The 14805-nt window shown below is 58.6% G+C and carries 12 protein-coding genes; 3 read left to right on the forward strand and 9 right to left on the reverse strand.

Translation table 11 applies throughout. From position 1 onward, the window contains the following. Positions 1–192: 192 nt before the first annotated feature. The gene (locus ACQZ5N_RS25910) at positions 193–1476 is read right to left on the reverse strand and encodes an NAD(P)/FAD-dependent oxidoreductase (protein WP_448734525.1); all 1284 of its coding nucleotides are present in this window, start codon (positions 1474–1476) and stop codon (positions 193–195) included. Positions 1477–1606: 130 nt separating this feature from the next. Between ACQZ5N_RS25910 and ACQZ5N_RS25915 the strand changes: the two genes are divergently transcribed. Together ACQZ5N_RS25915 and ACQZ5N_RS25920 are read left to right on the forward strand one after the other, a co-directional pair. Further along, the gene (locus ACQZ5N_RS25915) at positions 1607–2533 is read left to right on the forward strand and encodes a LysR family transcriptional regulator (RefSeq protein ID WP_174057410.1); all 927 of its coding nucleotides are present in this window, start codon (positions 1607–1609) and stop codon (positions 2531–2533) included. Positions 2534–2636: 103 nt separating this feature from the next. Further along, positions 2637–2873 carry an Lrp/AsnC ligand binding domain-containing protein gene (locus tag ACQZ5N_RS25920; RefSeq protein WP_003521320.1) on the forward strand — a complete coding sequence of 79 codons (237 nt, stop codon included), beginning with the start codon at positions 2637–2639 and terminating at the stop codon, positions 2871–2873. A gap of 309 nt (positions 2874–3182) precedes the next feature. Here the strand turns inward: ACQZ5N_RS25920 and ACQZ5N_RS25925 are convergent, their stop codons facing one another. The 3 genes from ACQZ5N_RS25925 to epmA all read right to left on the reverse strand — a co-directional run bounded on the left by ACQZ5N_RS25925 (position 3183) and on the right by epmA (position 5878). Then, the gene (locus tag ACQZ5N_RS25925; protein ID WP_003492264.1) at positions 3183–3374 is read right to left on the reverse strand and encodes a hypothetical protein; all 192 of its coding nucleotides are present in this window, start codon (positions 3372–3374) and stop codon (positions 3183–3185) included. Between the two features lie 378 nt (positions 3375–3752). Then, a complete protein-coding gene (locus ACQZ5N_RS25930; protein ID WP_174057409.1) occupies positions 3753–4817 on the reverse strand; it encodes a lysine-2,3-aminomutase-like protein in 1065 nt (354 codons plus the stop codon). Continuing rightward, the gene (epmA, locus tag ACQZ5N_RS25935; protein WP_174057408.1) at positions 4814–5878 is read right to left on the reverse strand and encodes an EF-P lysine aminoacylase EpmA; all 1065 of its coding nucleotides are present in this window, start codon (positions 5876–5878) and stop codon (positions 4814–4816) included. The genes ACQZ5N_RS25930 and epmA overlap by 4 nt, the downstream gene beginning before the upstream one ends. A gap of 251 nt (positions 5879–6129) precedes the next feature. Between epmA and efp the strand changes: the two genes are divergently transcribed. After that, positions 6130–6699, forward strand: a complete 570-nt coding sequence (gene efp / locus ACQZ5N_RS25940; protein WP_003504809.1) for an elongation factor P — start codon at positions 6130–6132, stop codon at positions 6697–6699. Positions 6700–6812: 113 nt separating this feature from the next. Here the strand turns inward: efp and ACQZ5N_RS25945 are convergent, their stop codons facing one another. The 5 genes from ACQZ5N_RS25945 to ACQZ5N_RS25965 form a co-directional block, all read right to left on the reverse strand. Then, on the reverse strand, positions 6813–8258 hold the full coding sequence (locus ACQZ5N_RS25945) for an efflux transporter outer membrane subunit (protein WP_059760009.1): 1446 nt from the start codon (positions 8256–8258) through the stop codon (positions 6813–6815). 149 nt (positions 8259–8407) lie between these two features. Next, the gene (locus ACQZ5N_RS25950) at positions 8408–11497 is read right to left on the reverse strand and encodes an efflux RND transporter permease subunit (RefSeq protein ID WP_174057407.1); all 3090 of its coding nucleotides are present in this window, start codon (positions 11495–11497) and stop codon (positions 8408–8410) included. Positions 11498–11550: 53 nt separating this feature from the next. Next, positions 11551–12753 carry an efflux RND transporter periplasmic adaptor subunit gene (locus tag ACQZ5N_RS25955; protein ID WP_059760011.1) on the reverse strand — a complete coding sequence of 401 codons (1203 nt, stop codon included), beginning with the start codon at positions 12751–12753 and terminating at the stop codon, positions 11551–11553. Between the two features lie 198 nt (positions 12754–12951). Then, positions 12952–13611: a TetR family transcriptional regulator gene (locus ACQZ5N_RS25960; RefSeq protein ID WP_448734526.1), complete on the reverse strand. Its 660-nt coding sequence runs from the start codon at positions 13609–13611 to the stop codon at positions 12952–12954. Positions 13612–13613: 2 nt separating this feature from the next. Then, positions 13614–14564: a phosphoribosylaminoimidazolesuccinocarboxamide synthase gene (locus ACQZ5N_RS25965; RefSeq protein WP_448734527.1), complete on the reverse strand. Its 951-nt coding sequence runs from the start codon at positions 14562–14564 to the stop codon at positions 13614–13616. Positions 14565–14805: the final 241 nt, after the last annotated feature.

Consider the following 14805-nt stretch of genomic DNA (forward strand, 5'->3'; position numbering starts at 1 on the left):
CGCCATCATCGCAACCGTGCGAAAGCTCATCACAATCCTCAACGCAATCGCTCGATCAGACCCGGCATTCGCACAGTAGATCCACGGTTGCTTGTCCCGCGCATCTGCAACGTCTTCATTTTATTGAATGTGATTAGATCTCTGGGACAAGCCCAAGGATGACGTCGTTCCTTGAAGCGGCTCTGTGTCCGATCAAAAACGCTCGCCGGCGAAATGGGCGATCTGTGCGCCTGCCTCGTAATAGGCTTCCTTCACCGTCCGGAAAGCCTGCGCTTTCTGCTCCGTCAAAGGCAGCGGCAATTCGGCTTCAGCAATTTCACCGAGAATATGCTGCGCAATGACCTTGCCAAAGGCCGTGCCCGGCGCGATGCCGCGGCCGTTATAGCCTGAAAAGCCGACGACATTTTCAGCGAATTTGTGAAACCGTGGAACGGCATTGTCCGTCATGCCGATCTGGCCGTACCATTCACATTCGAATTCCGTATCCCCGAGCTGCGGAAAAAGCCGCTTCAGCGAGCGCTTCGCCCAGGCACGATGAATGGCGGCTCCGGTGCCGCGCAGGGCGCCGACGCTGCCGAAGACCAGTCGGCCGGCTTTGTCCATGCGGAAGGATGAGAGAATCTCCTTCGTATCCCAGCAGCCTTCACGACCAGGCAGGATGCTCTTTTGCAGGTTGTCGCCGAGCGGTCTGGTCGCGAAATTGAAATAGGGCAGGTAGACCTGTTCATCGCGAACGATCTGCCATGGGCCGGTGCTATAGGCTTCGGTGGCCACAACGATCCAGTTGGCGATTACATACCCTTGCGGCGTCTTGACCACCCATTTCCCGTTGCTGCGTTCGGTCGCTACAACGGGGCTTTCCGTGTGCAGGCGCACGCCCGCTTTCTGGGCGGCTGCGGCAAGGCCTCGAACATAGGCGAGCGGCTGTATCGTACCGGCGCGTGTATCCAGAAGCGCACCGGAATAGCCCGTGCTGCCGGTGCGTCTCGCTGTCTCTTCGGCATCGAGGATGCGGACGGGTGCGCCTCTTTCTGCCCATTGTTCGCAGCGCTCACGGATTTCGGCGAGCCCTTTTTCTCCGACGGCGCAATGGAGCGTGCCGTTTGTTTCGATCTCGCAGGGAATTGCGTGTTTTTCCACCAGTTCACGCACGAGAAGCGGGGCATTGCCCAGAAGGTCGAGAAGCCGCTCGCCGTAAACCTCGCCCAGCACGCCGGGTAGCTCTTTCGGCATGACCCACATGCCGCCATTGATGAGGCCGACATTCCGGCCTGCGCCGCCGAAACCGATTTCCCTTGCTTCGAGAAGAACGACATCCACACCGCGTTCGGCAAGATGAAGGGCGGTGGACTGGCCGGTGAAGCCACCTCCGACGACAACGACATCAGCAACCGCTGCGCCCTGCAAGGCGGGCGTTACGGGCGGCTGCGGCGCGGTCTTTTCCCAGAGGCCGTGCGAGCGGGGGTCATTATACATCGTTCCACCATGTTCCGGGCCAGTTCATTTGTTCTTCGTATGAGTGACAAGCCCTTGTTTATAAGACTTTACAAGCGGTATTTCCTGTTGAATATCGACATATCGTCAAGAGTTCATTCCGTGAGGGAATATGGTCCTGCCGCCACGCCGTTTTCTGCCGTCGCTTTCGCTGCTGGCGGCTTTCGAAGCCGCTTCGCGGACGGGCAGCGTCACCGCCGCTGCGAGGGAACTGGGGCTGACGCAGGGTGCGGTCAGCCGTCAAATCCTGGCGCTCGAAGAGCAGCTTGGCGTGGCGCTGTTCCTGCGCGAACGGCAGACGATCCGGCTGACAAGGGCGGGGGAGGGCTATGCGCGGGAAATCCGCGAGGCGTTGCGGCGCATATCGACTGCCTCGCTCAACCTGCGCGCCAATCCGGATGGCGGCACGCTCAACCTCGGGGCTCTGCCGAGCTTCGGCACGCGCTGGCTCGTGCCGCGCCTTCCCGATTTCATCGCCAGACACCCCGGCGTTTCGGTCAATCTTCTGACGCGGTCATCGTTGTTCGATTTCCGCACCGATACAGTCGATGCGGCGATCCATTTCGGATTGCCGCATTGGCCGGGCACCGAGCTGGTTTTCCTGATGCATGAAAAGGTCATTCCGGTATGTAGCCCCGCCTTCAAGGCGCGACACGGACTTTCAAAGCCGGACGATCTGCTGCATGTCCCGTTGCTGCACATGACGACACGGCCTGATGCCTGGGAACAATGGTTTCGCAGCCACGACGTTGGTTTCGACAATGTGCATGGCATGCTTTTCGATCAGTTTACGACGATTGCCGAGGCCGCGAGCGCAGGGGTCGGGGCGTCGCTCATTCCTTCTTTCATGATCGAGGAGGAGTTGCGAAGCGGTCGTCTGGTCGCGGCTGTTGCGGGGGAAGTGGAGAGCGAGGAAGCCTATTATCTCGCCTGCATGCCGGATCGCGCCGGTTATGCACCGCTTGAGAGTTTCCGGCGGTGGATCGTTTCCGAGGCGGCAAGCGGCGCGAACGGCAGGACCGGGGAGTTTTCGGCGTAAACCGGTAAGCGGTCTTGCAAGACGGACGCTGCTCAGCCAATAGTGCGCCATGACGCGTGGCGCGAGCAGCCATGCACCGAAAGTTCAAATACGGGAGATGTCCGTGAAGCCCATTTTTGTTCAGCTTCAATGTGAGCCCGGCAAGACCTATGATGTCGCCGACGCCATCTATAAAACGGAACTGGTTTCCGAGCTTTATTCCACCAGCGGTGAATATGATCTGCTGCTGAAAATCTATCTGCCGCAGGAAGAAGATATCGGCAAGTTCATCAACCAGAATATCGTCAATATTCCGGGAATCGTGCGTTCGCTGACGACGCTGACCTTTACCGCGTTTTGATGCAGCCTATCTGACGATACATGCATGGCGGCGGGGTAAAGTCCGACGAGTGCCATTTTGCAGGGCGCCATACACCACTTTGATTCTGCTGGAATGTTTTCTGTCTGACGATGGGAAGCGGGTGGGGCGCTTCCGTGCTCTATTCTTCAGAGCGATTTGGCGATCTACGGCCGGCGCGATGCAGGCAGCCGGATTATCATCGTGCAAGACATGCAAGAGAAGAGCGCGCCATCGGGCCGCTGTTCGGGGTCCGATATTTGGCGCGCTCTGATTTTGACGGTTCTGTGAGCGGACGAAAGTTTTCCCGCATCAGGCGACCGCGGCCAGATTCCGGTTGCGCACGAGATCGCGGATCGCAATCCGCACGTCGTCGGCGCTGTCGAACTTCTGTTCGTCCAGGTCGTGAACGTGGAACTTCACCGCGATGAACTTCAACCGGTCATTATCCGGGATGACGATGCCGACGGGCTCGCCAGCGAATTCAATAACTTGCTTCTGCATAGATATACTCCCGCTGTGGCTACTTCACACAGCATGTTGTCGAACTGATTTTCAGGAAATTGAGACCGTTAAGTCACATTCGACAGCAGCGGGAACACGTGGATTTAAATCCAGCGTTCCAGGACTCAAAACCAAGGATTGCGTTGATGTTGATATGTTTTGACATGACACACTCCCTGTATTGGTGTTGGCCCGGAATCAGGAGACTCGTTCTCCAGTTCCACACTGATAATCCAGACCAGCACTAAAATCAATGCTGATTGTTATAGGTAGAATATTTTTCTTTATGATGACAGGAGAGGGGCGGAAATGTGAAATTTTTGTTTTCGTTGGCCGCCGTCGCGAAAAGCCCACTGTAGCAGGCTTTTTATGTATTTTTTAATCGCTGCCGGTGGCTGGCGGTGGGTAAATATGATCGTTTCCGTTGAAATCTGAAACGGAATAACAGCCATCGCGGGTCTTTTCGGCCGCATTTCTGCCAATTGCCGCTTTGCCGTGGCCGCCGGGAATGTCGAGAACATAGGTCGGCTGGCAAAGGCCGGAGACATGCCCCCGCAAAGCGGAAACGATTCGCTGCCCCTCTTCTATCGTCAGCCGGAAATGGCTCGTGCCGGGCGCAAGATCGGGATGATGCAGGTAATAAGGCTTGATACGGGTCTCGACAAAGGCGCGCATCAACTCGGCAAGAACCGCCGGGTCGTCATTGACACCTTTCAAAAGGACCGTCTGGCTGACCATGGCGATGCCGGCGTCGATCAGGCGTGCCGAAGCCTGTCTTGCGGCTTCGCCGAGTTCCCGGGAATGATTCGCGTGCAGGGCCACATAGGTGGTTTTGCCGCTGGCCTTCAGCGCATCGATCAGCGCCGCGTCGATACGGTCGGGATCGACCACCGGCACGCGGGTATGGAAGCGGACGATCTTGACATGCGGTATGTCTTTCAGGCGCGTCATCAGGTCGGACAAGCGCCGTGGGGAAAGCACCAGCGGATCGCCACCGGTCAGGATGACCTCCCAGATGGCGGGATTGGCCTTTATATAGCCGAATGCGGCGTCAAGTTCCGCCGGGCTCATCATGCCGTTGCCCTGCGGTCCGACCATCTCCCGGCGGAAACAGAAGCGGCAATAAACGGGGCAGACATGCACTGCCTTTAAAAGCACCCGGTCGGGATAACGGTGGACGATGCCGTGGACGGGGCTGTGCGCGTCGTCGCCAATCGGATCGTCCCGTTCTTCAGGAAGATGAACGAGTTCGGCCGGATCAGGAACGAATTGTCGGGCGATGGGATCCTGCGGGTCGCGGCTGTCGATCAGCCCGGCAATCGATGGCGTGATGGCGAGCGCGTAACGTTGCGTCACCGTGCGCAGCGTCTCGAGCGTTTCGGCTTCGATAAGCCCCGCTTCGAGAAGTGCTTCGGCTGTCTTGATGGTCTCAAGCCCTGTCATCGTCCATATTCCGCGACTGGGGCCCACATGACGAGATCGATACGGGGCGCGCCGGTTGCCAGCATCACCAGCCGGTCGAAACCGAGCGCTATGCCGCTTGCCGGCGGCATGATTGCCAGCGCGGCCAGAAAATCCTCGTCCAGCGGATAGGTTTCGCCGTAAACCCGCTGCTTCTCGGCCATTTCCATTTCGAAACGCCGCCTCTGCTCGGTGGCGTCCGTCAATTCGCCGAAGGCATTGGCGAGTTCAACGCCGCAGGCATAAAGCTCGAAACGCTCCGCCACCCGCGCATCCTTGGGTGACTTGCGGGCAAGGGCCGCCTCACAGGTCGGATATTCATCGAGAATGGTCGCCCTGCCGAAACCCAGCTCCGGCTCCACCCGCTCCACGATGACGCGACTGAACATATCCGCCCAGGTATCGTCATCGGCCACGCGGATGCCGGCATCGGTGAGGTTCGCTGCAAGATGGCGAGCGTCGGTTTCACCGTTTCGGCTGATGGTGGCCAGCAGGTCCACGCCCGCATATCGCTCGAAGGCTTCGGCGACGCTTACCCGCTCCGGTTCGAGGAAGGGATCAACGTTGCGGCCGCGATAGGTGAAATTCTTCGTCTTTGTGGTTTCGGCTGCCAGCGCCAGAAGATTGGCGCTGTCCTTCATCAGGCTCTCATAGGTTTCGCCGACCCGGTACCATTCCAGCATGGTGAATTCCGGATGATGCAGGGGGCCTCGTTCCCGGTTTCTGTAAACATGGGCAAAACAGGTGATGCGTTTTTCACCGGCGGCGAGCAGCTTCTTGCAGGCGAATTCAGGCGAGGTGTGCAGATAAAGCGGCACGGCGTCGCCGGCCGGCGTCAGGCCCTGTGTGGAGAAAGCATGCAGATGCGCCTCGTTGCCGGGGGAAATCTGCAATGTCGCGGTGTCGATCTCAAGAAAATCGGCGCTGGCGAAATGGCCGCGAAAAGCCGACTGGATCGCATTGCGCCCAATGAGAAATGCGCGGCGGTCGGCGTGAACGTCCGGCGTCCACCATGGCGACATTGTCTCGTTGCTTGCGCGCATTCTCTGTTCTTTTCCGTCTTCTCTGCGGCGCCCAATTGCGGATAAACGGCCCGCAAAACGCCTTATCGCGTCATTTAAAGCTATTCCGGGCGGAAAACCGCTAGGCACTCTTCCGCGAATTGCTGTAGAAGGCTGGCAATTCGTGCGGATTTAAGGTAGTTGCGCCCCAGAAAAAAGACAAAACGTCTGCCGGGGCCGGTGCTGCCGCGCAGTCCTTTACGACGCATTTCATCGAGTTACAAGGAAGTCATATGGTCAAGGTTATCGCCTCATCCGTCCGCAAGGGCAATGTTCTCGACGTGGACGGCAAGCTTTACGTCGTTCTTACCGCGCAGAACTTTCACCCCGGCAAGGGCACGCCGGTCACGCAGGTGGACATGCGTCGCATCGTTGACGGCGTGAAGGTCTCCGAGCGCTGGCGCACCACCGAGCAGGTCGAGCGCGCTTTCGTTGAAGACCTCAACTTCCAGTTCCTTTATGAAGATGGCGAAGGTTTCCACTTCATGAACCCGGAAAACTACGATCAGGTTGTGGTCGACGCCGAAACCATGGGTGATCAGAAGGCCTATCTGCAGGAAGGCATGACCTGCATTCTTTCCATTCATGAAGGCAATCCGCTGGCCGTCGAACTGCCGCGCCACGTTACGCTGGAAATCACGGAAACCGAACCGGTCGTTAAGGGCCAGACGGCGTCTTCTTCCTACAAGCCGGCTATTCTTTCCAACGGCATCCGCACCATGGTGCCGCCGCATATCGATGCCGGTATCCGCGTGGTCATCGCGACGGAAGACAATTCCTACGTCGAGCGCGCCAAGAACTGAGCCTGACGGGCCTGTTAGACAAAAGCACCGGGAGACCGGTGCTTTTTTTGTGTCACGAATAATAAAAAAGCCCGCGTCGAGACGCGGGCTTTTTCTTTGCCTCGCGGCGTGTCTTACATGGCCTTTGCCGCAGTCCGGGTCGGGCCTGGCGCCTTCTTCGGAGCCGTGGTCTGGCCAACGGCATAACCGCCACCGAGCGCCACGTTCAGCGAGACGTAGTCCTGCGCGGTCTGCTGAACAGCCTGTGCAAGGCTTGCCTGCGCAGTGGAAACCTGGCGCTGCGCATCGAGAACGTCGAGCAGCGAGGAGGCGCCGTCGCGGTAGCTGGCCGTCGAAAGCTGCAACGCTTCCTGATAGGACGCCACGGTCTTGCGCAATGCATCGGCCGTGCGCTGATCGCGGGTAACGGCGGCCAGAGCGTTTTCGACTTCTTCCACAGCGGTCAGCACCGTCTGCTTCCAGACGAGATATTCTTCACGCGCCTGGGAATTGGCCAGATCGATATTGGCGCGGATGCTGCCGCCATCGAGAATCGGCAGTACGAGGCTCGGACCGAAGGACCAGCTATTGGCCGTTCCCCTGCCGCCACCGCTCAGGAAATTGTAGCTTGGCGTGATCGAGCCGCCGAGCTCGATGCTGGGATAGAGCTGGGCTTCCGCGACACCGATTGAGGCAACTGCGGCGGCAAGATTGCGTTCGGCGACACGAATGTCCGGACGGTTGCGGATGAGATCGGCCGGAATGCCGGTGCGCGGAATGCTGCGGGCAACCGGCTGGCGTGCGCCCTTCTGCAACTCGGAAATCAGAGATGAGGCCGGCAGGCCGAGAAGCGTGGCGATGCGATGCGCCGCCTTGCGGAAGTTGGTTTCGAGGCCCGGAATGTCGGACAGCGTCGAGTTGACCAGACCTTCGGACTGGACGACATCGAGACGGGAGGCCGCGCCCGCTTCAAGCTGCAGCTTGGTCAGGTCCAGCGTTTCGCGGCGGGAAGCCAGGTTCTGACGGGCAATCGCCAGGCGTTCCTGATAATAACGAACATCGATATAGGCTGCGGCGACCGAGGAAATCAGCGTCAGGCGCTGAACATCGACGGTGGAGTAAGCGGCATCGAGCGATGCATTGGCGCTTTCCGTGGCGCGGCGATAGCGGCCGAAGAGGTCAAGCAGCCAGGAGACGCTGAGACTGCCTGAGGACACGTTGGTGACGGGAACATCACGGTAGCTGCCCTTGGTCTCGCTGGTCGTGTGGCTGCCGTTAGCCGTCAGGCTCGGCAGACCGCCTGCGCCGGCCGAGATAACCTGGGCTTCCGCCTGATTGATGCGCTCGATCGCCTGCATCACGGTCAGGTTCTGGCTGAGGCCAGTGGAAACGTAACCATTGAGGCGGCTATCGTTAAAGGCTGTCCACCACGCAACGCTGCTGATGTCGCCATTACTGGTTTTTCCGGCTTCCGCAAACTTTCCCGGCAATTGGATTTCCGGCGTCTTGTGGTCGGGCCCGACAACACAGCCTGAGAGCAGCAGCATTGTCAGGGGAAGAGTAGCGCGAATAGACAGCATGTAATTTTCCCAATTCTCTGGTTGGCTTACCGAGCGCGGCTTGCTGACAAATGGGCTGCGCGGTCGATATGCCGTAGAAACGTGCATTTGCCAAATCGGCAACATTTCTAGCAGCGTATTAACGGTTGGCACAGCCCATTTTTGTTTTGTTAACGCCTTGAAAGGCGACGAATGATGACGAAAAAGGACGGAACGAAGAAAATTCCGAGCAGTGTTGCAGAAAGCATACCACCCAGCACCCCGATACCGATTGCATTTTGAGCGGCAGAACCCGCTCCGGTTGCGATTGCGAGAGGCACGACGCCGAGGATGAAGGCCAGCGACGTCATGATGATCGGACGCAGGCGCAGCTTCGCCGCCTCCAGCGTCGCTTCCATCAGGCTTAGTCCATGCTCCTGTCTTTCCTTGGCGAATTCGACGATCAGAATCGCGTTTTTCGCCGCAAGGCCGATGGTCGTCAGCAGGCCCACCTTGAAGTAGACGTCGTTCGACTGGCCGAAGAAATGCGCCGCGGTCAATGCGCCGAGGACGCCCACCGGCACGGCCATGATGACCGAGAAGGGGATCGACCAGCTTTCATAGAGGGCGGCAAGGCAAAGGAAGACGATCAGCACCGAGAGCGCATAGAGCATCGGCGCCTGCGAGCCGGAAAGGCGTTCCTGATAGGAGATGCCCTGCCACGCCACGGTGTAGCCGCCCGGCAGGCTTGCCGTCAGCCGTTCCATCTCGTCCATGGCGTCACCGGATGCGACGCCTGCACCGGCGGTGCCTTCGAGCGAGATCGCGCCCGTGCCGTTGAAGCGGGCGAGAGACGGCGGAGCATTGATCCATTTCACTTCGCTGAAGGAAGAGAAAGGCACCATCTCGCCGCTGGTATTGCGGGCATACCAGAACTTCAGGTCGTCCGGCTGCATGCGGTAGGGTGCATCACCCTGAACATAAACGGGCTTGAGCTCGCCGTTCAGCGTAAAGTCGTTAACATCCCGGCCGGCAAAGATCGTCGAAAGCATCAGGTTCACGGAGGAAAGATCGACGCCCATGGCTCCCATCTTTTCCTGATCGAGAATGATCTTCATCTGCGTTTCGTTGTCCTGGCTGTCGCTTCTGAGCGAGCTGACCTTCGGATTGCTGGTCGCAAGCGCGATCAGCTCCTTGGACGTGGCGGTCAATGCCTCGGTGCCGTTGCGGCCGCTATCCACGAGATACATCGAGAAACCGCTCGATGTGCCCATGCCCTGAATTGCCGGCGGCAGAAGCGGGAACACCTGAGCATCGCGGAAACCGAAGAAGGTGCCCATCGCACGCTGCACGATGGTGCCGGCGTGTTGGTCGGGTGCCGTTCTCTCGGCGAAATCCTTGAGCTTGGTGAAGACGATGGCGTTGTTCTGGCCCGAACCGCTGAAGCTGAAGCCGAGAACGCCGAAAACCGATTCGACATTGGCGGCTTCCTTTTCACGGAAGTAGCTTTCGACCTGCTTCACCACCTCGTTGGTGCGTTCGATGTTCGAACCGGTCGGCGTCTGGATGATCGTCAGCAGTACGCCCTGATCTTCCTGCGGCAGGAACGAGCTGGGCAGCTTGCTGAAGAACCAGGCGCAGCCGCCGATCACGATCGCGAAAATAATCATCACGCGGAGAGGCCGTTTCAGCAGGTAGCCAATGGAGGAGACGTAACCATCCGTCGTCTTGCCGAAGCCGCGGTTGAACCACGCGCCCGGTCCGCGCTGCTTCTTGTGATGGTCGATCGGCTTCAGCATCGTGGCGCAGAGCGCCGGCGTCAGAACGATGGCGACCACCGCCGAAAGCAGCATGGCCGAAACGATGGTGACCGAGAACTGACGGTAGATGATGCCCGTCGATCCACCGAAGAAGGCCATCGGAATGAACACGGCGGTGAGCACGAGCGCGATGCCGATGATCGCGCCGGTGATTTCACCCATCGACTTTTCGGTCGCCTCGACGGGCGACAAGCCCTCTTCCGACATGATTCGTTCGACGTTTTCGACGACGACGATAGCGTCATCGACGAGAAGGCCGATGGCCAGAACCATGGCGAACATGGTGAGCGTGTTGATGGAATATCCTGTCAGCGCAAGGACGCCGAAGGTGCCGAGAAGTACGACGGGAACCGCGATCATCGGAATGAAGGTGGCTCTGAGGTTTTGCAGGAACACCAGCAGCACGACGAAGACAAGGATGATCGCCTCGATCAGCGTGTGTACCACTTTCTCGATCGACAGCTTCACGAAGGGTGTCGTGTCATAGGGATATTCGATCGAAACACCCTCGGGCAGCGAGCCTTCGACAGCGGAAAGCGCCGACTTTACGCGCGCTGCCGTATCGAGTGCGTTGGCGCCCGTGGCGAGGTTGACCGCGAAACCGGCCGAAGGACGGCCGTTTGAACGGGAATCGCCGCCATAGGTTTCCTGGCCGATTTCAATGCGGGCCACGTCGCTCAGGCGAACGGTTGCGCCGTCCTTCTCGACTTTCAGGATGACCGATTCGAAATCGGCAACGGTGGTGAGCTGGCTCTGCGCCGTCACGGTCACGTTGAGCTGCTGACCTTTGACGGCGGGCACCGCGCCAAGCGAACCGACCGAAACCTGGGTGTTCTGGCTCTCGATGGCGCTGGTCACGTCGGCCGTGGTCAGCTGGTATTTATTGAGCTTGAACGGGTCCAGCCAGATGCGCATCGCATATTCGGAACCGAAGACGTTGATGCTGCCCACGCCTTCGAGGCGCTTGATCTGGTCTTCGACACGCGAGGAGAACACGTCGCCGAGATCGGCGGAGTTGCGCTTGCCGTCGGTTGAGATCAGCGCGCCAACCATCAGAATACTGGATGTGGATCGGCTGACCTGAAGACCTTGTTGCTGCACGGTGTCGGGCAGTTGCGATTGAACAAGTTGCAGCTTGTTCTGCACCTGAACCTGCGCGATGTCCGGCAGGATGGTATTGCCGAAGGTCAGCGTCACTTCGGCGCTGCCCGTCGAGGACGACGAGGTCATATAGGTGAGGTCGTCAAGGCCGGTCATGCCGTCCTCGATAATGGTCGTCACCGATTTTTCGACTGTCTCGGCGCTCGCGCCATTATAGGTCGCGCTGACGCGTACCGTCGTCGGTGCGATATCGGGATATTGCGAAATGGAGAGCGTCCAGATCGCAAGGGCGCCGCCCAGCATGATGACGATGGCGATAACCCATGCAAACACGGGGCGCCGGATGAAGAAATGGGCCATGGCAGTCCTGCCTTACCTTTTACGAGCTTCGACCGAGGGTTTCGTGCTCATGCTTATTTCGAGGGGGCGGCGGCAGGCTGAGCTTGCTGCGGCAGAACGACGATACCGCGATCGTCGATGGTCACTTCAACCGGTGCGACCGTCGCACCGTCGGCAATCCACTGGAAACCGTCGACGATGAGCTTGTCGCCATCCTTGACGTTCTCCGTCACCAGCCAGGCATTGCCCGACTGCTGGCTGGACGGGAAAGTGCGGGTTTCCACCTTGTTTTCCGCCGTCACGAATTTCGCTGTCAGTTCGCCATTGGCGTTCCGGCTCGCGGCGCGCTGCGGAATGCGGAAGCCTTTTTCCTTGCCGATGGTCAGCGTGGCGCGGACATAGGTGCCGGGAAGCAGAAGATCGTCCGGGTTTTCGAAGAGGGCGCGGATGGAGAAGGTGCCCGTGGTTTCGCTCACGGCCATGTCCGACATGTCGATCTTGCCGTCATGCTTGTATTCCGTGCCGTCTTCCAGCGTCAGGTGAATGCCGGTCTCCTTCGTGTCGCCGCCGAGCTGGCCCGACGAGATCGCCTTTTTCAGACGCAGAAGATTGATGCTGGATTCCATCAGATCGATATAGATCGGATCGATGCGGCGCAGCGTCGTCAAAGCCGTTGTCTGGTTGGCCGTCACCACGTTGCCGATACTGAAAGCGGTTGCGCTGGTGATGCCGTCGAAGGGGGCGCGGACCTTGGTGAGATCGAGGTTGATTTCCGCCGTTTCCAGCGCCGCCTTGGTCTGGGCCACATCGGCTTGCGCCTGCAGCAGCGTCACCTTGGCGTTTTCATATTCGATCTGCGTCGCGCCGCTGTTGACCAGCCGCTCGTAACGGGCAAGGTTCGCCTGGGCGCTCGGAATGCTTGCTTCCGCCTTCGCCACGTTTGCCTTGGCCTGCGCTACTTCCGCCAGATAGGTATTGTCCTCGATCTGGTAGAGAATATCACCCTGTTTGACCTCGCTGCCTTCCTTGAAGGGAATTTCGCGGATGATGCCGGTGACGCGCGGGCGGATTTCCGCTGTCTGGAACGCGCTGGCGCGGCCGGGCAGAACGGTGGTCAACGGATATTCGCTGGTCTTCATCAGGATGATGCTGACCGGAGACGGCGGACGCTCGGCGCTCTGGGCGGCGTTCTGGCTGCTCTCGCCGCCGTCGCTGCAGCCCGCCAGAAGCGCGGTCACACACAGAGAAGCAAATAGGGGTAAAATACGTCGGCTCATTGTTCTTCCCTGCGTATCGATCGCATTCAACTATAAGCGCAATGTCGCTCGGCGGATGCGCGTCCGGAAACAGACACGACAGGCGAAGGCCTTGGAAGGACCCGATTCGCTCATTCTGTCCGGACCGCCAAGCGCATAGAAGCGCAGGCTTTTGCGCTTCGCAAGCAATTGCGAGAAGGTGACGTAAATTGGGAATCGTCACTTAGCAAGCGGATTGCGCAATCCCGCATCGATTAAATCGACGAGTTGATCGCAACGTGTTGCTAAATTGCCGATATCTTCCCGGGCAATGAGGACGGGATGAATCACGCTTGTCAGTGCGTGGAGCACGGTTTCCGCCAGGGGAGAAATCTCGGCCGGCGCGTAGATTCGCGCGTCGATACCGTCGCGGATAATGTCAGCGAGCAGGTTGGCGATGACGGCTTTATAATAGTCACCGCACTTCATGTCCTGCTTGGCCGTCATCAGGATCATTTCGAATATGTAGGGATTGTCGTTTAGATCCTGGTGGTGCTGTTCCATCAGGGTGCGGGCGAGATGGCGCAGTCTCGAAAGCGGCGCGTGGCTTTTATCCAGCGGCTGGATGCCCCGCTCGAATGCGCCGATCTGCTCGAAGGCGATCGCATCGACGAGCGCGTTTTTCGAGCTGAAATTCTTGAAGACGTTGGCGGGAGACATGCCGAGCGCCGCGGCGATATCGGCAATCGCCACCGCATTGAAACCACGTTCCCGGAAAAGCTCTTCTGCTTTGGCGAGAATGTCCCGCCGCGTTTCCTCGGCGGAACGGCGAGGCCGGCGCTTGACAGGACGGTCATTCTTCCTGTCGTCCTTTCTCGCCTGTTCGATCGTTTTGCTCACGGTCAGACTCCGGGGAAGAACGGCTCCAGATTCCGGCGTATTCTTGCAAGCGGCGTCTCGCCACTATCGTCGGGAACGAAGCTTTGTCCGGTGATGCGCTCGAAAGCATCAATATAGACCTTCGAAGTCTGCAAGACGAGGTCCTGCGGAATTTCGGGAACGTCATCCTTATAAGGGTCGCAGCGTTCGGCGACCCAGGCCCTCACGAAATCCTTGTCGAAGCTTGCCGGCCGTGTTCCGTTGCGGAAGCTTTCGTCATAACTGTCGGCCATCCAGTAGCGGCTGCTATCGGGCGTGTGGATTTCGTCGGCCAGAATGATTGTGCCATTTTCATCCGTCCCGAATTCATATTTCGTGTCGACGAGAATGAGGCCCTGTTTCGCGGCAATTTCCTGTCCGCGCTTGAACAGCGCCAGCGCGTAACGGGAAAGCGTGTCCCATTGCTCCTGCGTCAGCAGTTTCTTCTCCACGATCTCGGCCGGTGTCAGCGGCTCGTCATGACCGCCATCGAAGGCCTTGCTTGTCGGCGTGATCACCGGTTCGGGCAGAATCTGGTTGTCCTTCATCCCGTCGGGCAGGCTCATGCCGTACATCTGCCGCTCGCCCTTCTTATAAAGGGTCAGGATGGACGTGCCGGTGGTGCCGGCAAGATAACCGCGAACCACCACCTCGACCGGCAATATGTCCAGCCGCTTGCCGATGACGACATTGGGGTCGGGATAGCTCACGACGTGGTTCGGACAAATATCCTTCGTTTGTTCGAACCAGTACCGTGCCGTCTGGGTCAATACCTGCCCCTTATAAGGTATGCAGGTGAGGATACGATCAAAGGCGCTAAGGCGATCGGTCGATATGATGATGCGGTTGCCGTCGGGCAGATCGTAGTTTTCCCGCACCTTGCCACGGTAATAATTCGGCAGCTCGGAAATGACGGCTTCATCGAGAATGCGCACGGGCTCTCCAATTCTTGGCTTTATAAAGAGGCGTTAGACGCCTCAAGTCTTCTGAAACTCTCGTCCGTTCCTATTGCATGTTTCCTGGAACAGGGCCAGTCGCGACATGAAGGCCGCCTTTTTCTCCGGTTCCCGTTAAAAACACGAAACTACCTAATAAAATCAATTGTTTGATAAAAATGTCAGTTTTTTGACGAAGGGTGTGTTGACTTGTTTGGTTGGGTGGATTTATAAGTCCGCT

The organism is Agrobacterium sp. 22-221-1, from assembly GCF_053522445.1.